We start from the raw sequence: 18136 nt of genomic DNA, 5'->3' as shown, positions 1-18136 counted from the left end.
TGTCACAAAAGACGGATGGGCGCGTCAACAACTTGACGACAGTGTGTCATGAACCTGGGCGCACGAGGCCGATCTCGTACGCGTACACGATGGCCTGCGCCCGGTCCCGCAGCCCCAGTTTGGCGAGGACGCGCCCGATGTGCGTCTTCACCGTCTGCTCGGAGACCACCAGCTCCCGCGCGATCTCCTGGTTGGACAGCCCCCGCGCGATCAGCGTGAGCACCTCGGTCTCCCGGTCGGTGATGCGCTCCACCTTCACCCGGCTCCGCGCCGGCAGCCGGGTGAACTCGGCGATCAGGCGGCGGGTCACCCGGGGCGACAGCAGCGCCTCCCCGGCCGCCACCACCCGGACCGCCTCCGCCAGCTGCGCGGCGGAGGCGTCCTTCAGCAGGAAGCCGCTGGCGCCCGCGCGGAGCGCCGCGTAGACGTACTCGTCGAGGTCGAAGGTGGTGAGGATGAGCACCCGCGCGGTGCGGATCAGGCCGGTGGCGGTGATGCCGTCCATGCCCGGCATGCGGATGTCCATCAGCACCACGTCGGGTTCGAGCTCCGCCGTCCTGGCCACCGCCTCCGCCCCGTCGGCGGCCTCGCCGACGACCTCGATGTCGGGCTGGGTGTTCAGGAAGGCCGCGAAGCCCGCCCGGACCATGCCCTGGTCGTCCGCGATCAGCACGCGGATCGTCACGCGTCCGCCGCCAGTGGCAGCGTGGCCCGCACCTGGTACCCGCCCCCGGGAACCGGCCCGGCGCTGAACGAGCCCCCCAGCATCGCCGCCCGCTCCCGCATCCCGATCAGCCCCTGCCCCTCGCCGGACCCGAGCCCGGTACGGCTGCCGCCCCCGTTGGCGACCACCACCGTCAGCTCGGTCCCGGACCGGGTCAGCTCCACCCGCACCCGGCTCCCCGGGGCGTGCCGCATCGCGTTGCTGAGCGACTCCTGCACGATCCGGTACACCGACAGCCCCACCGCCGCCGGCACCTCGGGCACCTCGGCCGGCAGCTCCACCGTCAGCCCCGCGCTCCGGGCGTTGGCGGCCAGCTCCGCCAGGCGTCCCAGGCCGGGCTGCGGCGCGGTGTCGGCCCCGCCGTCCTCGTCCCTCAGCACGCCCAGCACCCGCCGCATCTCCTGGAGCGCCTCCAGCGACAGCTCCCTGATGCCGGCCAGGCCCGCCTCCAGCCGCCCCCGGTCGCCCTTGGCCTGCAACGGAACCGCCTCCGCCTGGATCGCGATCACGGACACGTGGTGGGCGACCACGTCGTGCAGCTCGCGGGCGATCCTGGCCCGCTCGGCGAGCAGCGCCCTGGCGTCGTGCTCGACGGCCAGGTCCCCGGCGGCCTGCCTGCGCCGCCGCACGTTCCACCCGAGCGCCAGCACCCCCGCGACCAGGAACGGCCCGAAGCTCATCACCGGCCCGAAGCTCATCACCTCCGGCTTCTCCGGCAGGAAGTACATCGCGGCCACCGACCACACGCCCACCCCCGCCGTGGTGGGTCCGGGGCAGCGGACGGCCACCGTGTAGAGGCAGGCCGCGTACACGATGACCGCGCCGCTCGTGACCGGGCCCGTCCCGACCTGGAGGACGATCGGCGCGACCAGGAAGAGCGCCACCGTCGCGTACCGCCAGGCCCACAGCGGCCAGCGGCGGCGCAGCAGCAGCGGGGAGGCCGAGGCGAAGGCGGCCAGGGCCAGCAGGCCGTCGTGCACGCGCTCGATGTCCCAGATCCGGATCTGTGTCCCGGTGGGCCCGCCGTCGCTTTCGAAGACCACCGAGTCCAGGGGACTCTCGTCGGCGAGGAGCATGGAGAAGACGAAGTAGAAGATCAGCAGGAAGAAGCCGGCATCGGTGGCGTAGGCCAGCCGGGGTTTGTCGGGCCGGTCAGGGCTGGCCCGGCCGAGGGCCAGGGCGTCCAGCAGGCCCCGCGGGAGCCGTACCAGCTGAGAGAAAATCATGGCCTCACGCTAGAAATCCGCTGTTGTCTCCCGCATCACACCCCGGTGTGATGTTTCGCGTCACCCCCAGAGATGCCTGATTACACGATTACGCTCGCTCACAGCGAACACGCGCAGATCTGGGAACACGGCTGCACTCCTGTTAGTTGAGCGTGCATAACTCAACCTTTGGGAGTACGCATGACTGAGATCCTTCCGGTCCTGCCGCTGGACGACGAGGTCGTCCTGCCCGGCATGGTCGTCCCCCTCGATCTGTCCGACTCCGAGGTGCGCGCGGCGATCGAGGCGGCCCAGGCCACCGGCGCCAAGAAGCCGCATGTCCTGCTCGTGCCGCGGATCGACGGCCATTACGGCGCCGTGGGCGTGACCGCGGTGGTGGAGCAGGTCGGGCGGCTGCCCGGAGGCGAGCCCGCCGCCGTCGTGCGCGGAGTCAGCCGGGCCAGGGTCGGCACCGGCACCACCGGGCCCGGCGCGGCGCTCTGGGTGCAGGCCACCGTCGTCGAGCCCGTCACGGGGGCCGACGCCGAGGCGCTGATGAAGGAGTACAAGGCGCTCACCATCACCATCCTGCAGAAGCGCGGCGCGTGGCAGGTCGTGGACGCGGTGAACGCGATCAAGGACGCGTCCGAGCTGGCCGACAGCTCCGGCTACGCGCCCTGGCTGTCCACCGCGCAGAAGCTGCTGCTCCTGGAGACCGCCGACCCGGCCGAGCGCCTGGAGAAGCTGGTCGGCTGGGCCCGCGACCACCTGGCCGAGGTGGACGTGGCCGAGACGATCCGCAAGGACGTGCAGGAGGGCATGGAGAAGCAGCAGCGCGAGTTCCTGCTCCGCCAGCAGCTGGCCGCCGTCCGCAAGGAGCTGGCCGAGCTGAACGGCGACCCCGAGACCGAGGAGCAGGACTACCGCGCCCGCGTCGAGGCCGCCGACCTGCCGGAGAAGGTCCGCGAGGCCGCGCTCAAGGAGGTCGACAAGCTGGAGCGCACCTCCGACCAGTCCCCCGAGACCGGCTGGATCAGGACCTGGCTCGACACCGTGCTGGACCTGCCCTGGAACACCAGGACCGAGGACGAGTACGACATCGCCGGCGCGCGCGCCATCCTGGACGCCGACCACACCGGCCTGGACGACGTGAAGGACCGGATCATCGAGTACCTGGCCGTCCGCAAGCGCCGGGCCGACCAGGGCCTGGGCGTCGTGGGCGGGCGGCGCAGCGGCGCCGTGCTGGCGCTGGCCGGGCCTCCCGGAGTGGGCAAGACCTCGCTCGGCGAGTCCGTGGCGCGCGCCATGGGGCGCAAGTTCGTCCGCGTCGCCCTCGGCGGCGTCCGGGACGAGGCCGAGATCCGCGGCCACCGGCGCACCTACGTGGGCGCGCTGCCCGGCCGCGTCGTCCGGGCGATCAGGGAGGCCGGTTCGATGAACCCGGTCGTGCTGCTGGACGAGGTGGACAAGGTGGGCGCCGACTACCGGGGCGACCCGACGGCCGCCCTGCTCGAAGTGCTCGACCCGGCCCAGAACCACACCTTCAGGGACCACTACCTGGAGGTCGAGCTGGACCTGTCCGACGTGCTCTTCCTGGCCACCGCCAACGCGCTGGAGCAGGTGCCCGGCCCGCTGCTGGACCGCATGGAGATCGTCACCCTGGACGGGTACACGGAGGACGAGAAGGTCGTCATCGCCCGCGACCACCTGGTCCCGCGCCAGCTGGACAAGGCCGGGCTCACCGCCGAGGACGTGGTCATCGACGACGAGGCGCTGCGCAGGCTGGCCGGCGAGTACACCCGCGAGGCGGGCGTGCGCTCGCTGGAGCGGTCGATCGCGCGCATCCTGCGCAAGGTCGCGGCCGGTCTCGCGCTCGGCACCCGCACGCTGCCCGTCGAGGTCACCGACCTGGTGGACTACCTCGGCCGGCCGCGGCACGTGCCCGAGTCGGCCCTGCCGGAGTCCCGGCAGCGGACGGCGGTGCCCGGCGTGGCCACCGGCCTCGCGGTCACCGGCGCGGGCGGCGACGTGCTCTACGTGGAGGCGTCGCTGGCCGACCCGGAGACGGGCGGCACCGGCGTCACGCTCACCGGCCAGCTCGGCGACGTGATGAAGGAGTCGGCCCAGATCGCGCTCTCCTACCTGCGCTCCCGCGGCGTGGAACTGGAGCTCCCGGTCGGCTCGCTGAAGGACCGCTCGGTCCACATCCACGTGCCGGCCGGCGCGGTCCCCAAGGACGGCCCCTCGGCCGGCGTCACCATGACGACCGCCCTGGCGTCCCTCCTGTCCGGCCGTCCCGTCCGCGGCGACGTGGCCATGACCGGCGAGGTCTCCCTCACCGGGCGTGTCCTGCCCATCGGCGGCGTCAAGCAGAAGCTCCTGGCCGCCCACCGGGCCGGCGTCACCACCGTCCTCATCCCGGCCCGCAACGAGCCGGACCTGGACGACGTGCCCGCCGACGTCCTCGCCGACCTCACCGTCCACGCCGTCAGCGACGTCCGCGAGGTCCTCGACCTGGCCCTCACCCCCGCCACCGTCGCCCAGACGGCCGCCGCCTGACCCCTCCGATGCGATGACCGAATCATTCAGCCGTTTGTCTGAATGATTCGGTCATTCGTATGAGTGTTGGACTCATGCGGCCCACGACGCCGGTCCAGGGCGCGGTTCTACCCGTCTGGGCCGAGGATGCTGGAGCTCAGGGGCGGTTTCGCGCGGCGGAGGCAGGTGCTGGTTGATCCCTATCCGGAAGGATAGATCGACGGTACTTCGGGTTAGGTGGGTGGCTGAGCGGGTGTGAACGGTTCTCCTGGGGGACTTGGGGCGTGTCCCGAAAGGAGAACTCGAGATGCGAATGGCTGTCCGAGTCATCGCCGGGATCGGCTCGGCCGCGATGTTCGCGGTCGCCGCTCCGGTGGCGTCCGCGCAAGCGGCCGAGTTAACCGGCGCCCCCACGACGTGGGGTCCGTACGCGTCCAGTGACGGCAAGGCGAAAGCCTCGGGGACCGTCACCGTGGCGAAGAAGGAGAAGAAGGTCCGCTACTGGAAGCGGTGGTGGACCTGGGAGCGGAAGTGCTCGTGGCACGAGGGCGACCGCGTCTGCAAGAAGGTCAAGGTGTGGCACAAGAAGCGGGCGTTCAAGACCGTCCGCTACGAGGTGTTCACCGTGGATTCGACGCTGGTGAACTACCGCGTGCACGCGCGCAAGTTCCGCTGCGCGTGGGAGACCTTCAAGGTCGTGAAGAAGGACGGCGACACCGACTTCCGCAGCGCCAAGGCCTGCGGCGGGTCCGCGAAGCTGTCGTTCACCGTGGTGAACGCCGACAAGATCTGGGTCGACGTCTCGCGCGGCAACTTCCACGCCCCGAAGGGTAAGCACTCCGGCTGGAAGGCCGTCCACCCGGCGGTCTGATCCCGGCGAAATCGAGGCCGCGTCCCCCGCCCGGGGGGCGCGGCCCTCGCGTGTCCCGGGGGAGCGGCGGGGTCCTCGGCGGAATATGCCGTGATCAGGGGCATGAGCAGGCGGTTAAAGCGTCGTGTAAGTGCCCGTCAACTGCCTCCTCGTAGACATGGGGTGTCAGAAATCCTTCCCGAGAGGACCCGTAATGCGATTCATCAAGAAGCTCGCGGTGAGCGCGGTAGCAGCCGCCGCGCTCATCGGGGGCGCCCTGCTCTCGCCGGCCACGGCGAACGCGGCCGTGCCCTTCGACGCCCCGTGGGGCCCCGTGTTCTCCGCCGACCACAAGGCCGAGGCCAACGGCCACGTGAGGGTCGAGGACTACAAGTACAAGCAGTGGTACTGGAAGCACGAGAAGGTCGACTTCAACTGCTCCTTCAAGCACAAGGCCAAGAAGTTCTGCCACTGGAAGTGGGTCGAGGGCAACAAGTTCCACGTCCGCTTCACGCTGGACAACGACGGCTGGAAGGGCCACCACAAGTTCAAGTGCGCCTGGGCCACCTTCAAGATCGAGCCGTTCCACGGCCCGGACTACTTCAAGAAGTTCAAGAACTGCGGCAAGCACCCGAAGTCGTTCTGGTTCAGCGGCAAGAACGCTGAGCACATCTCGGTCGTGGTCTCCCGCGGCGACCACTGGAAGCCGCGCGGCTTCTGGGGCGCCTGGACCCCGATCTACGACGCCTAGGATTCACCGCACCTGACACCCTCAATCAGGTCAGTAGCATCCCGCAGTATCGAGCAGTACTGAGCAACACGACGGCTCGCGCCTCCTCTCCCGCGCGGGCCGTTCCCGTTCCTTCCCCGCGAACATCAAACCGATTAACGTTCGGTTCATGCACCCGGGAGCCATCGCCGCCGCCACCCCCGACAGAGCCGCCGTGATCATGGCGGGGTCCGGGCGGGTCGTCACGTACCGAGAGCTGGACGAGGAGTCCAACCGGCTGGCCCACCTGCTGCGCGCGGCGGGGCTGCGGCCGGGGGACCACATCGCGTTCATGCTGGAGAACCACCCGCTGTTCCTGGCGGTCGCGTGGGCCGCGCACCGGTCCGGCCTCTACTACACCGCGATCAGCTCCCGCCTCCAGGCGGGCGAGCTCGCCTACATCCTGGAGAACTGCGAGGCCCGCGCCTTCATCGCCTCGAAGGCCCTGGAGGAGGTGGCGGAGGTGGCGGTCACCGCCGCCGGCGGCGTCGAGATCCGCCTCATGCTGGACGGCGTCGCCCCCGGATTCGCCTCGTACGAGGAGGCGGTGGCGCGACACCCGGCGACTGCCGTACCGGACGAATGCCAGGGTGCGGACATGCTGTACTCGTCCGGCACGACCGGGCGCCCGAAGGGTGTGAAACCGCCGCTGAGCATGGCCACGCTGGACACCCCCGGGCCGCTCATGCAGCTCGTGCAGTTCCTGTTCGCGCCCAGCGCCGACAGCGTCTACCTGTCGCCCGCGCCGCTCTACCACGCGGCGCCGCTGCGCTACTGCCTCACCTTCCTGCGGTTCGGCGCCACCGTCGTCGTCATGGAGCGCTTCGACCCCGAAGCCGCCCTGGCCGCCATCGAGCGGTACGGCGTGACCCACTCCCAGTGGGTCCCCACCATGTTCATCAAACTCCTCAAACTCCCCGCCGAGACGCGCGCCCGCCATGACCTGTCGTCGCTGCGCTGCGCCATCCACGCGGCCGCGCCCTGCCCGGTGCCGGTCAAGGAGCGGATGATGGACTGGTGGGGGCCGATCGTGCACGAGTACTACGCCGGCACCGAGGGCAACGGCTTCCTCTACGCCGGGCCCGAGGACTGGCTGAAACACCGCGGCACGGTAGGCCGCCCGCTGCTCGGCGTGCTGCACGTGTGCGACGAGGACGGCGCCGAACTGGGGCCGGGGGAGCACGGCACGGTCTACTTCTCGGACGGGCCTGCCTTCGAGTACCACGGCGATCCGGAGAAGACGCGGTCGTCCCGGGATCCGCTCGGCCGCGGCTGGACCACGCTGGGCGACATCGGGTACGTGGACGAGGAGGGCTTCCTCTACCTCACGGACCGCAGGTCGTACATGATCATTTCGGGTGGGGTGAACGTCTACCCGCAGGAGGCGGAGAACCTGCTGGCCGTGCATCCCAAGGTGGCCGACGTGGCCGTCTTCGGGGTGCCGGACGAGGAGATGGGCGAACAGGTCAAGGCCGTCGTGCAGGCCGCCGACCCGGCGGAGGCCGGGCCCGCCCTGGAGGCCGAGCTGATCGCCTACTGCCGCGCCGGGCTCGCCCACTACAAATGCCCGAAGAGCGTGGACTTCCGCGCCGAGCTGCCGCGCCACCCGACCGGGAAACTTTACAAGCGCCTCCTCCGCGACGAGTACTGGCCATCCGAGCAGCGCGGATAAGATTCCTGTACGGCTTTCGCGAGGTCAGGCCCGTGATCGCTTAGCCGGGCCTTATCGGGGGTTTGCCATCGTAGAGGGGTACCGGCGGACAAAGCCGGGGGCTTCGGTAAGGGGATGGCACACAATGAACGCTGACGAGCCGCGCGAGCAGACTCCGGGTTCTCCGGCGAGCGCTGCGCACGAGACAGGCAACCAGGCCGGCCACCAGACGGGCGGCCGCGGGGCGGGGGACGCCGCGGCGAGCGGGCCGACCGAGGTGCTGAACACGCAGGGGTGGAGCCAGTTCGGGAGCCGTCCGCCGACGGCCGGGCAGTACCGGACCGGCGACACCGCCGTACTCACGCTCCCGCCGCCGCCTCCGCCGTCGTCGTCTGCGGTCCCGCCGGTGCCTTCGGCTCCGTCCGGCCGGAGCGCCGGGCTCAGGAGGGGCGGCGCGGTGCTCGCGCTGGCCGCCATGGCGATCGGCGGCGGGGTCGCGGGGGCGCTCGTCACCAACGCCGTCAACGGCCCCCGGACCGTGGTGTCCAGCCCCGTGCTCAACTCCGGCAACGCCACCGGGTCCACGGTGGCCGACGTCGCCCGCCGGGTGCAGCCCTCGGTCGTGATGATCACGGTCACCTCGCAGATGGGCGGCGGCGAGGGGTCCGGGGTCATCCTGTCCGACGACGGGCTCATCCTCACCAACAACCACGTCGTCTCCGGCGCGGGCGCCAACGCCGACCTGAGCGTGAAGTTCAGCGACGGCAGGACCGCCAAGGCGACCCTGGTCGGCACCGACCCGACCACCGACATCGCGGTCATCCGCGTGCAGAACGTCACCGGCCTCACCAAGGCCGCGCTCGGCGACAGCGACAGCCTGCAGGTCGGCGACTCGGTGCTCGCCATCGGCAGCCCGCTCGGCCTGGAGGGCTCGGTCACCGCGGGCATCGTCAGCGCCCTGGACCGTACGGTCACCTCCGGCGGCGGCCAGCCCGACCAGCAGCAGTTCCCGCCCGGGTGGGGGCAGCCGCAGCGGTCCCAGGAGGAGACCACCACCATCGGCGGCATGATCCAGACCGACGCCGCGATCAACCCGGGGAACTCGGGTGGCGCGCTGGTCAACGCGGCCGGGCAGGTCATCGGCATCAACACCGCGATCGCGACCTCCGGCGGCAACGGCAACATCGGCGTCGGCTTCGCGATCCCCATCACCACCGCCAAGCAGGTCGCCGAGCAGCTGATCAACACGGGCCGGGCGGTCCACGTCTACCTCGGCGTCAGCGTCAGCGACGCCTCCGGGGACACGCCGGGCGCCCTCGTCGGGCCCGTCACGCCGGGCAGTCCCGCCGAGAAGGCCGGCCTCCAGCAGGGCGACATCATCACCAAGATCGACGACACGCCGATCGACGCCGGCGAGACGGTCGTCGGCATCATCCGCGGCCACCAGCCCGGCGACAAGATCAACCTCACCTACCTCCGCAACGGCCAGCCCGCCACCGTCACCATCTCCCTCGAGGAGAAGACGGCGACCAACTGACCTTCTCCGGAAACGGCCGCACCGCTCGGGGGTGCGGCCGTTCCGCGTTCCGGGGGATGCCCCACCCACCCACCCGCGCAGCGGCGGGAGCCGCCCCCGGGAGGATCCTGGCGCGGAGCCGTCCCTGGGAAGCTCTGGCGTGGAGCCTGCGCCTGGGGGTCCTGGCGCGGAGCCGCCCTGGGAAGCCCTTCCGCGGAGCCGCTCCCGGGAAGTCCTGGCGTGGAGCCGTTTCCAGCCCGGGGGCTTACGTGTGGAGCATCGACTCGGCTTGCCAGAGGGTGCGGTAGTAGCCGTCGGTGGTGGAGAGGGCGGCGTGGGTGCCGCGCTGGGTGATGTGGCCGTCTTCGAGGACGAGGATCTCGTCCACGGCTTCGAGGCCGCGGAGGCGGTGGGTGATGAGCAGGGTGGTGCGGCCGTGGGTGGCGTCGAGGAGGTCGGCCATGAGGGAGGTGGCGGTCTCCTCGTCGAGGGCTTCCGCGGGTTCGTCGAGGAGGAGGACGGGCGGGTCGTAGAGGAGGGCGCGGGCCAGGGCGAGGCGCTGGAGCTGGCCGCCGGAGAGGGTGCGGCCGTCCTCGCCGAGGGAGGTGTCCCAGGCGGCGGGCGAGGACCAGTCGGTGAGCTGGGCGGAGCGGATCGCCTGGGCGAGCTGGTCGTCGGTGGCCTCGGGGCCGGCCAGGCGGAGGTTGTCGATGAAGGTGGCCTGGAAGACGTAGGGGTCCTGGGTGAGGCCGGTCATCAGGCTGCGGACGTCGTCGGCGGCCAGGTCCCGGGCTTCCACGCCGTTCAGGGTGATATTTCCGGACTCGTAGTCGACGGTGCGCATCAGGGCGGACAGCAGGGTGCTCTTTCCCGCGCCGCTCGGGCCGACCACGGCGACCCGCTTGCCGGGGGTCAGGGCGAGAGAGACTCCGTCGAGAGCCGGGGGTGCGTCGCCGTGCCGTACCACCAGGTCGGTGACGGTGACGGTGAGCGGGCCTGACGGGGGAGCGGCGGGTGAAGCGGGTTCGGTGACCGCGGGCGGGGTGGAGCGCAGGGCGGTGAGGCGGCGCAGGGCGGCGAGCACGCCGGTCAGGCGTTCCCCGGCAGAGGCCAGCGGCAGTACGGGTTCGAAGGCGACCAGCGACATCAGGGCGAGCACGGCCGTCGCCACGGAACCGGTGCCCGCCGCCTGGCAGATCCAGACGACCGCGACGACCGTGAGCCCCTGCGTGAGCACGCCGGCCAGCAGGGCGGTCGCGCTCACCCGGGACTGGCCGCGCTCCAGGGCGGCCAGCCGCTCGTCCGCCTCCGTGCCGGCGGCCAGGGCCTGGGCCTTCGCGCCGTACGCGGCCAGGTCGGCCGAGCCGTGCACCAGGTCGGCCACGCGCGCCGCCAGTTCGGCACGCGCGGGGGCCAACCGGGCCGACCAGCGGCGGGAGGCGGCAGCCGTGCCCAGCGGAAGCAGCACACCCGCCACCACCAGCCCCGCCAGCAGCGCGAACGCCGCCGCGGGCAGCAGGAAGAGCGAGATCACCACGGCCACCGCCCCCGTGACCAGGGCGGCCACGGCGGGCAGCAGGACCCGGACCAGCAGGTCCTGGACCGCGTCGGTGTCGTCGACCATGCGGCTGAGCAGGTCCGCGCCCCGATGGCTGAGCGGCTGCGACGGGATCAGCGCCTCGTAGAGCCGTTCCCTGGTGGACGCCTGCGCGCGCAGGGCGACGTCGTGACCGGCCAGCCGCTCCGCGTACCGGAAGACGCCCCGGCTGGTCGCGAAGGCGCGGACGCCGACGATGGCCACCGACAGCGCGGCGAGCGGCGGCTGCTCGGCCGCCCGGGTGATCAGCCACGCCGCCGACGCGATCAGCCCCAGCCCGGCCAGATCGGCCGCCGTCCCCGCCAGCGCGGCCAGGACCAGCCGCCGATTCAGCCCGGGCGGAATCAAGGTGCTCATCGGCGGCCTCCCGGGAGGGGCAGGATCAGGATGCTCATCGGCATCCTCCCGAGTGGGTCGGCCGGTTCGGCGGGACGCCCGGCCGGCCGGGCGGTCAGGAGGGGCGGGGCCGGGGTGCTCATCGGGAGGTCCTCAGGGAGTCTTCGGTGATGACGCCGCCGGTGATGCGGATGACGCGGTCGGCGAGGTCGATCATGGCGGGGCGGTGGGCCACGATGACGGCGGTACGGCCTTCGGCGAGGGCGCGGGTGGAGTCGAGGACGGCGGCCTCGCTGCGGCCGTCGAGGCGGGCGGTCGGCTCGTCCAGGAGGAGCACCCGGGCGTCGGGGCGGCAGAAGGCGCGGGCCAGGGCGACCCGCTGGCGCTGTCCTGCCGACAGGTTCGCGCCGCGTTCGCCGAGCACCGTGTCGTACCCGTCGGGGAGGGCTTCCGCGAACTCGGCGGCCTGGGCGGCGGCGGCAGCCGTACGGACCTGGCCGGGGGAGGCGGAGGAGCCGAGCCGGATGTTGTCGGCGACCGAGGTGGCGAACAGGTGGGGGCGCTGGGGCACGAAGGCGAGGCGGCGCCGCCAGGCGTCCAGGTCGAGGTCGGCCAGGTCGACGCCGCCGACGAGCACGCGTCCCTCGGCCGGGGAGACGAACCCGAGCAGCAGGTGGAGCAGGGTGCTCTTGCCGGCCCCGCTCGGCCCCACCAGCGCGACCCGCTCACCCGCCCCGATGACGAGCGAGACGTCGCTCAGCGCCGCGTCCTCCCGGCCCGGGTACCGCACGGTGACCGACTCCAGCCGGATCTCCGGCACCCCGTCCGGCGGGTCCAGCCGCCCGGACCGTTCCCCGCCTTCCTCCCGGAGCAGCGCGAACGCCTGGTCGGCGGCCGTCACCCCCTCCATCGCGGCGTGGAACCTGGTCCCCATCGCCCGCAACGGCAGGTACGCCTCCGGCGCCAGCAGCAGCACCAGCAGCGCCGTCTCCAGATTCAGCGACCCGGACAGCAGCCGCAACCCCACCGGCACCGCGACCAGCGCCAGCGACAACGACGCCACCAGTTCGAGCACCAGCGAGGACAGGAACGCCACCCGCAGCGTGCGCATGGTCGCCCGCCGGTGCTCCCCGGCCACCGCGTGGATCACCGACGCCTGGTAGCGCGCCCGCCCGAAGGCCCGCAGCGTGGGCAGGCCGCGCACCACGTCCAGGAAGTGCCCGCCGAGCCGCGCCAGCGCCCGCCACTGCCGCTCGGTGACGGCCTTGGTGGTCATGCCCACCAGCGCCCCGAAGATCGGGATCAGCGGCAGCGTGAGCAGCACGATGACCGCCGTCGCCAGGTCCGCCACGAAGAGCCGGACCAGCACCGCGACGGGAACCACGGCGGCCACCGCCACCGACGGCAGATACCCCGTCAGGTACGGATCGAGCGCGTCCAGCCCCCGCCCGGTCAGCGTGACCAGCTCCCCCGACCGGTGCTCGGCCGGGCTCATCTCCTGGAACCGGGACAGCAGCCGGTGCCGCAGCAGCGACTTCACCCCGCTCGCGGTACGCCCGGCCGCGATGCCCTGCGCCCAGCCGAGCGCCCCCCGCAGCGCGACCACCAGCGCCAGCGGCAGCAGCGCCGCGACCGCGAACCGGCCGGACAGCACCCCGGCCAGCAGTTCGGCCTGGACCAGCACGAGCAGGCCGGCCACGATCGCCGCGCCCAGGCAGACGGCCAGGTGCCGGCGCGGCAGCGACCGCATGAGATCCCGGTGCACGAGCCCTCCGGAGTGAGCAGGGAGCTAGAAGAAGGTCGGGACGGCGCCCCTCCGGAACGCCCGCCAGACCCAGATCTGCGCGCCGGCCAGGAGGGGCACGACTGGCAACACGATAAGGCTCAGCACCGTCAGGGTCGCCGACGGGGCGGCCCTGCCGACCACCTCGGGGGCGAGCGCGGCCAGCGGCACCACGATCGGCAGGCAGGCCACCGCCGCCGACCCCGCCAGGGCCCTGCCCGTACGGCTCGCGCCCTGCGCCGCGGCCTCCTCCGGCAGCCGCCACGCCAGGAACGTCCACCCGTGGAAGGCGAACAGCACGGCCACCACGACCCCGTACACGACGCCGAGTAGTGCGGGAGCGCCGGTGATGCCCGCGATCACCCCGCCCCAGGACAGCGCCAGCCCCAGCGAGCCCAGGGCCACCGCCGCCGTCCAGAACGACCGCCAGCGGGCCCCGTCCAGCCTGCGCCGGAACCACAGCCCGGCGTCCCGCAGGATCCACGACACCAGCAGCCCCACCACGACCGGGTAGAGCCCGCTCAGCACCTCCCCTTCGAGTGACGGGAACGCGCCGAACAGCACGCCGACGACGGCCACCAGCCACACCTCGTTGGCCAGCACGAACGGCGCGATCGCGCCCACCGCCCGGTCGCGCTCCGCGGTGAAGGGCAGCAGCAGCCCGACCCCGATGTCGAAGCCCTCCAGGGCGAAGTAGCCGGCCAGCAGCACGGCGAGGATCCCGAACCAGAGGATCTCCATTTACAGCTCCTTCAGAAGGTCAGGACGGGCTGGGGCGCGGGCTGCTCGCCCAGCGCGATCACGGCGGGGCCGCGCCGGACCAGGCGGGCGATCAGCAGGTAGTCGACGACCGCGAGCAGGCCGAGCACTCCGGCGAAGGCGACGAAGGAGAGCATGATCCGGCCCTGGGTGAGCCCGGGGGTGAGCGCGTCGGCGACCGTGAGCTTGTTGTAGATGAGCCAGGGCTGGCGGCCCACCTCGCGGGCGATCCACCCGAGGATCAGGGCGATGAACGGCAGCGGCGTGATCAGCATCAGCACCGGGTGCGCCCACCGCCAGCGCGGCAGCCATTTCACGCAGATCAGGGCGAGCATGGTGAGCAGGACCATCGTCTCGCCGATCATCTGCATGCTCCCGAGCCCGGTCCCGGCCAGGGGAGTCGCCGACCATTTGTCCGGCTGGACGGAGTCCACGAACCCGAACTGGGCATAGCCGAAGCCGCTCGTCAGAAACGCGCCCGCGAAGGCGGTGACCACGCCGATCCGCAGCGACCTGGTGAAGAAGGCCTGCTCAGCCGTCCTCCGGAACAGCTGGTACGCACTGGCCCCCATCACCACGCACCCCGCGGTCAGCAGCCCCGCGGCGAGCACGTGGGGCAGCGCCATCACCAGCGTCGGGTTGCCGAGCAGCGCCCCGAAGTCGACGAGCTCCAGGTGGTCGCCGCGGACGACCGCGCCCGCCGGGTTCTGCAGGAACGAGTTGCCCACCATGATCCAGAACGCGGAGGCGTACGCGGTCAGGGTGACCAGCCAGATGCAGGCCAGGTGGAGCCGCTTCGGCAGCTTGTGCCAGCCGAAGATCCACAGGCCCAGGAAGGTGGACTCCAGGAAGAACGCGACCAGCGTCTCGACGGCCAGCGGCGCGCCGAAGACATCGCCCGCGTAGTGGGTGAGGCCGCTCCAGCTCAGCCCGAACTGGAACTCCATCACGAGGCCGGTGACGATGCCGAGCGCGTAGTTGGTGACGTAGATCTGGCCCCAGAACCGGGTCATGCGCTCCAGTTCGGGGTCGCCCTTGCGGACGTACCGGGTGTTCATGATCGCGACAAGAGGGGCCAGGCCGAGCGTCAGCGCGACGAACAGGAAGTGCAGGCTTCCGGTCACCGCGAACTGCAGCCTGGCCAGGTCAAGAACGTCCATGAGGCTCCTTATGCGTGGCTACATATAGAGAGCCTACATGTAGACTGGCTACATGATGACGCCGGATAGGGTAAACGCGTGAACGCCGACGCACTCCGCGGGCATCTGGACGCCCTGCTTCTCTCGGTGCTGGAACACGAGCCGCGGCACGGCTACGCCATCATCGAGGCCCTCCGGGATCGCAGCGGCGGCGTGCTCGACCTGCCCACCGGAACGATCTATCCCGCGCTGCGCCGGCTGGAGCGCGCGGGGTTCCTGGCCAGCGAGTGGGCCACCGTCGGCGGGCGCAGGCGCCGCACCTACCGGCTGACCGGCGCGGGCCGCGCCGAGCTGGCGGGGGAACGGTCCGCCTGGACCTCGTTCACCAGCGTGATCGGCAGCGTCCTGAACCCCTCCCGCTGATCCCTCAGACGGCCGGAGCCGTCCCCTTCGCGCTGAATCTGAGGCACCGGGAGGCGCACCACAGCTGCCACGCCCAGAGCCCGATGCTGAGATACGTCGCGACCGTGCCCGGCGGGTACGAGGCCAGGTCCACCGCGTGCCGCGACCCCCAGACCAGGGCCGAGCAGAGCACCGCCATCACCGGCATCTGCCCCAGCACGAGCAGCCCGAGCGAGCGGGTCAGCACCCGGGTGCGGCGGCCCCGGCGCAGCGCGAACAGCACCAGGCCGCTCAGCAGGCCGGTGGTCAGCTGGAGGTAGTCGACCGTGACCGCGACGCCGCCGAACCAGGCCGGCTTCGCCGCCGTCTCGGCCGCCGGGAAGATGTGCCAGATCGCCGACCACATGAGCGCGGTGAACGGCACGGTGACGAACAGCACCGCCGCCGTCCTGCGCCCCTGGCCCGCGGTCAGCTCCTCCTGGTAGCCGGGCGCGATCACGTCGACCGGCCCGAAGTCCTCGATCGCGAGGCGTTCGGCGCGGTCCCGGTCCAGGCCGTCGGCCCGGTAGGCCTCGGCGGCGTCGAGCAGGCTGTCGCGGGCCTCCGCGAGCATGTCCCGCTTCAGCCTGCCGGGCCCGCGCAGCGCGCGGCCCAGCCGGGCGACGTACGCGTCGACGGTCTCGGTGGCGGTCAATGTCTCCATGGTCGCCTGCCAGGGTACGCGCCGGGGTCGCCGGTGGGCATCAGGGGTTACCCTGACCCGGCCCCCGGGGAACCCGGGTCACCCGTGCAGGCCGCTGTGCTGGGTGGCCACCGGCGGCGTGGTCGGGCGGTGGCCGATCGGGCGGCGCGAGCTGGGCTGCGGCACGGCCGACAGCACCAGCGCGGCCACCGTGACCAGCGCGGCCAGCGCGAACCAGCTGACCTTGATCATGGGTAACCGGGACCCTCCGGCCCGGCTCTCCCGCCGCCTCCACCGCCCTCTCCACCGCCCCGTCCACCGGCCCGTCCACCGCGGTGGCCAGCGGGGCGGCCAGCTGAGCCGCAGCTGGTGCCCGCCGCTCGGGGTGGCCGCGAACACGCAGTCCCGCAGCCGCAGCCCTTCGGGACCGAGCACCCCCGGCAGATGGCACCCGCTCAGGTCGGCGCCGTCGATGGTCAGCTCCTCGGCGTCCAGCCGGTCCACCGACACCACCCGGACCTCGCCGCCGCGCCGGGTCACGCTGGAGGTCCCCCGGCTGACCAGGCCGCGCAGATCCAGGTCCGCGTCCCCGAGCCGGAGCACCAGCCGCCCGAGCACCCGGGCCCCGTCCAGCACCACCGGGCACCCGGTGGCGTCGATCTCCACCGCGCCCTGCGCCCGCGCCTCGGTCAGCACCAGCCTCCTGGCCACCGCCGACGGCGCCAGGAACGCCTTGCCGACGAAACGCACCGACTCGAACCCGGACGAGCCGTCGAACCCGGTGCGCCGGAAGGACACCGCCCGCCAGAACCGCGCGCCCCGGAAGGTCGCGTCGCCGTGGAACCTGGTCCGGTCGAAGGAGGCGAAGCCGTGGAACTCCGCGGCGCGGAAGGAGGCCGAGCCCAGGCACGCCTCGCCGAACAGGGCGTCGTGGGCGATCACCGCGTGGTCGAGGGAGAGGTGGCCGCGGACGCGGGAGCCGTACAGGGAGAACTCGCGGGCGAAGCGGACGCGGTGGAAGCTGGCGTTGCCGGCGAAGCCGGTGCCGAAGAAGGAGGCGAGACCGTCGAAGGAGGCGCCGTCGAAGGAGGCGTCGGCGGTGAAGGCCACGTCGGCGAAGCGGGCGGGGGACAGGAACCTGGCGGAGTCGAACCTGGCCCGGCCCACCTTGCGGCCGGTGGCGGTGAGGATGCGGTCGAGCAGCTCGCCGGTGATGACCGTGCCGCGCAGGTCCACCGCCTGCCCGGGGGAGAAAGCGTGCAGGCACGCCTCCAGCTCTTCGGCTTCCAGGTGGTGCAGACAGCGCCCGTACGGCTGCCGCGCCACCCCTACGCAGTCGGCGCTCGTGGCGCACGTGCTCCAGGGCAGGATGGGCCTCATACCCAAAGGCATACCCAGAAACGGCAGCCTCCGCTAATTCTTCCTGCGGCCTCACAGACGAAGTGTGAAATATGCGGCAATTTCACCTTGTGTTCAATTGAGTAGACGGGCGGAGCTTGACCGGGATTCAGGACCTGTCCGCGGCACGCTTGACATTCACATTAATGTCAACGTCTAGCGTCTGGCCGAGGTTGAAGCCACCGAAGATCACAAGGAGATATGGCCATGACCGAGGCACTGGCAGGAAAGACCGCGCTCGTGACCGGAGGGTCGCGGGGGATCGGCGCGGAGATCGCCCGTGAGTTCGCCCGCGAGGGCGCGAACGTCGTCATCACCTACCGGAAGTCGCGCGAGCAGGCGGAGAAGGTCGTCGCCGAGCTGGCCGCGCTCGGGGCGAAGGCGCTCGCCGTACAGACCGACCAGGCCGTTCCGCACGAGGCGTCGACGGCCGTCGAGCGGGCCGCCGAGTTCCTGGGCGGCCGGATCGACGTGCTGGTGAACTCCGCCGGCATCGCCGTGATGGGCACCGTGGACCAGGTGGACCTGGACCTTCTCGACGGGGTCCAGCAGATGCTGGCCACCAACGTGCTGGGGACCATCGTGACCACGCACGCCGCCGCCCGTTTCCTGCCGGACGGCGGACGCGTCATCCTGGTGGGGAGCAACGTCGCCGAGCGGGTTCCCGTCCCCGGCGTCGCCGAATACTCGGCGAGCAAGGCGGCCGTCGACCAGCTCGCCCGCGGGTGGGCGCGTGACTTCGGCCCGCGCCGCATCACTGTCAACGTCGTCCGGCCCGGCGGGACGG

General features: G+C 71.9%; 16 protein-coding genes. 7 read left to right on the top strand and 9 right to left on the bottom strand.

The window, feature by feature from the left end; translation table 11 throughout:
- Positions 1–46: 46 nt before the first annotated feature.
- Together Aph01nite_RS10275 and Aph01nite_RS10270 are read right to left on the bottom strand one after the other, a co-directional pair.
- On the bottom strand, positions 47–685 hold the full coding sequence (locus Aph01nite_RS10275; protein WP_204040566.1) for a response regulator: 639 nt from the start codon (positions 683–685) through the stop codon (positions 47–49).
- Complete coding sequence (locus Aph01nite_RS10270) at positions 682–1950, bottom strand: sensor histidine kinase (protein WP_204040565.1); 1269 nt, start codon at positions 1948–1950, stop codon at positions 682–684. The genes Aph01nite_RS10275 and Aph01nite_RS10270 overlap by 4 nt, the downstream gene beginning before the upstream one ends.
- Positions 1951–2130: 180 nt before the next feature.
- Here Aph01nite_RS10270 and lon point away from each other — a divergent pair, with 180 nt between their 5' ends.
- From lon to Aph01nite_RS10245, 5 genes are all read left to right on the top strand, one after another.
- Complete coding sequence (lon, locus tag Aph01nite_RS10265; protein WP_204040564.1) at positions 2131–4488, top strand: endopeptidase La; 2358 nt, start codon at positions 2131–2133, stop codon at positions 4486–4488.
- Positions 4489–4774: 286 nt separating this feature from the next.
- Positions 4775–5338 carry a hypothetical protein gene (locus tag Aph01nite_RS10260; protein ID WP_204040563.1) on the top strand — a complete coding sequence of 188 codons (564 nt, stop codon included), beginning with the start codon at positions 4775–4777 and terminating at the stop codon, positions 5336–5338.
- A 193-nt stretch (positions 5339–5531) separates the two neighbouring features.
- Positions 5532–6068, top strand: coding sequence for a hypothetical protein (locus Aph01nite_RS10255; protein ID WP_204040562.1), 537 nt, complete (start codon positions 5532–5534; stop codon positions 6066–6068).
- A gap of 148 nt (positions 6069–6216) precedes the next feature.
- Positions 6217–7758 (top strand): acyl-CoA synthetase, encoded by a 1542-nt coding sequence (locus Aph01nite_RS10250; RefSeq protein ID WP_204040561.1) that lies wholly within the window; start codon positions 6217–6219, stop codon positions 7756–7758.
- A gap of 124 nt (positions 7759–7882) precedes the next feature.
- Positions 7883–9274: a S1C family serine protease gene (locus tag Aph01nite_RS10245; protein WP_204040560.1), complete on the top strand. Its 1392-nt coding sequence runs from the start codon at positions 7883–7885 to the stop codon at positions 9272–9274.
- 244 nt (positions 9275–9518) lie between these two features.
- Here the strand turns inward: Aph01nite_RS10245 and cydC are convergent, their stop codons facing one another.
- The 5 genes from cydC to Aph01nite_RS10225 are packed head-to-tail and all read right to left on the bottom strand — an operon-like array spanning position 9519 to position 14888.
- Positions 9519–11207 (bottom strand): thiol reductant ABC exporter subunit CydC, encoded by a 1689-nt coding sequence (gene cydC, locus Aph01nite_RS10240; RefSeq protein ID WP_239161553.1) that lies wholly within the window; start codon positions 11205–11207, stop codon positions 9519–9521.
- On the bottom strand, positions 11204–11329 hold the full coding sequence (locus Aph01nite_RS42090; RefSeq protein ID WP_275419028.1) for a hypothetical protein: 126 nt from the start codon (positions 11327–11329) through the stop codon (positions 11204–11206). The genes cydC and Aph01nite_RS42090 overlap by 4 nt, the downstream gene beginning before the upstream one ends.
- A complete protein-coding gene (gene cydD / locus Aph01nite_RS10235; protein WP_239161552.1) occupies positions 11326–12951 on the bottom strand; it encodes a thiol reductant ABC exporter subunit CydD in 1626 nt (541 codons plus the stop codon). The genes Aph01nite_RS42090 and cydD overlap by 4 nt, the downstream gene beginning before the upstream one ends.
- 24 nt (positions 12952–12975) lie before the next feature.
- Positions 12976–13710 (bottom strand): cytochrome d ubiquinol oxidase subunit II, encoded by a 735-nt coding sequence (locus Aph01nite_RS10230; protein WP_204040559.1) that lies wholly within the window; start codon positions 13708–13710, stop codon positions 12976–12978.
- An 11-nt stretch (positions 13711–13721) separates the two neighbouring features.
- Positions 13722–14888, bottom strand: a complete 1167-nt coding sequence (locus Aph01nite_RS10225; protein ID WP_204040558.1) for a cytochrome ubiquinol oxidase subunit I — start codon at positions 14886–14888, stop codon at positions 13722–13724.
- Between the two features lie 78 nt (positions 14889–14966).
- On the opposite strand from Aph01nite_RS10225, the gene Aph01nite_RS10220 reads away from it, so the two are divergent.
- Positions 14967–15290, top strand: coding sequence for a PadR family transcriptional regulator (locus Aph01nite_RS10220; RefSeq protein ID WP_204040557.1), 324 nt, complete (start codon positions 14967–14969; stop codon positions 15288–15290).
- A 4-nt stretch (positions 15291–15294) separates the two neighbouring features.
- Here the strand turns inward: Aph01nite_RS10220 and Aph01nite_RS10215 are convergent, their stop codons facing one another.
- Together Aph01nite_RS10215 and Aph01nite_RS10210 are read right to left on the bottom strand one after the other, a co-directional pair.
- A complete protein-coding gene (locus Aph01nite_RS10215) occupies positions 15295–15972 on the bottom strand; it encodes a permease prefix domain 1-containing protein (RefSeq protein WP_204040556.1) in 678 nt (225 codons plus the stop codon).
- Positions 15973–16050: 78 nt separating this feature from the next.
- A complete protein-coding gene (locus tag Aph01nite_RS10210; RefSeq protein ID WP_204040555.1) occupies positions 16051–17331 on the bottom strand; it encodes a pentapeptide repeat-containing protein in 1281 nt (426 codons plus the stop codon).
- Positions 17332–17556: 225 nt separating this feature from the next.
- Here Aph01nite_RS10210 and Aph01nite_RS10205 point away from each other — a divergent pair.
- Positions 17557–18136: SDR family NAD(P)-dependent oxidoreductase (locus Aph01nite_RS10205; RefSeq protein WP_204040554.1), on the top strand; the 580-nt coding region annotated here is incomplete at its 3' end.

The sequence above is a fragment of the Acrocarpospora phusangensis genome (assembly GCF_016862995.1).
Lineage (GTDB): Bacteria > Actinomycetota > Actinomycetes > Streptosporangiales > Streptosporangiaceae > Acrocarpospora > Acrocarpospora phusangensis.
Note: the sequence above shows the minus strand (reverse complement) of the source record. Positions and strands in the feature narration are given on the sequence as shown.

Bases quoted from the DNA above. Each gene is read 5' to 3' on its own strand.
- Aph01nite_RS10270 (WP_204040565.1), bottom strand. From the start codon at position 1,950: ATGATTTTCTCTCAGCTGGTACGGCTCCCGCGGGGCCTGCTGGACGCC.
- lon (WP_204040564.1), top strand. From the start codon at position 2,131: ATGACTGAGATCCTTCCGGTCCTGCCGCTGGACGACGAGGTCGTCCTG.
- Aph01nite_RS10260 (WP_204040563.1), top strand. From the start codon at position 4,775: ATGCGAATGGCTGTCCGAGTCATCGCCGGGATCGGCTCGGCCGCGATG.
- Aph01nite_RS10255 (WP_204040562.1), top strand. From the start codon at position 5,532: ATGCGATTCATCAAGAAGCTCGCGGTGAGCGCGGTAGCAGCCGCCGCG.
- Aph01nite_RS10250 (WP_204040561.1), top strand. From the start codon at position 6,217: ATGCACCCGGGAGCCATCGCCGCCGCCACCCCCGACAGAGCCGCCGTG.
- Aph01nite_RS10245 (WP_204040560.1), top strand. From the start codon at position 7,883: ATGAACGCTGACGAGCCGCGCGAGCAGACTCCGGGTTCTCCGGCGAGC.
- cydC (WP_239161553.1), bottom strand. From the start codon at position 11,207: ATGAGCACCTTGATTCCGCCCGGGCTGAATCGGCGGCTGGTCCTGGCC.
- Aph01nite_RS42090 (WP_275419028.1), bottom strand. From the start codon at position 11,329: ATGAGCACCCCGGCCCCGCCCCTCCTGACCGCCCGGCCGGCCGGGCGT.
- Aph01nite_RS10230 (WP_204040559.1), bottom strand. From the start codon at position 13,710: ATGGAGATCCTCTGGTTCGGGATCCTCGCCGTGCTGCTGGCCGGCTAC.
- Aph01nite_RS10225 (WP_204040558.1), bottom strand. From the start codon at position 14,888: ATGGACGTTCTTGACCTGGCCAGGCTGCAGTTCGCGGTGACCGGAAGC.
- Aph01nite_RS10215 (WP_204040556.1), bottom strand. From the start codon at position 15,972: ATGGAGACATTGACCGCCACCGAGACCGTCGACGCGTACGTCGCCCGG.
- Aph01nite_RS10210 (WP_204040555.1), bottom strand. From the start codon at position 17,331: ATGAGGCCCATCCTGCCCTGGAGCACGTGCGCCACGAGCGCCGACTGC.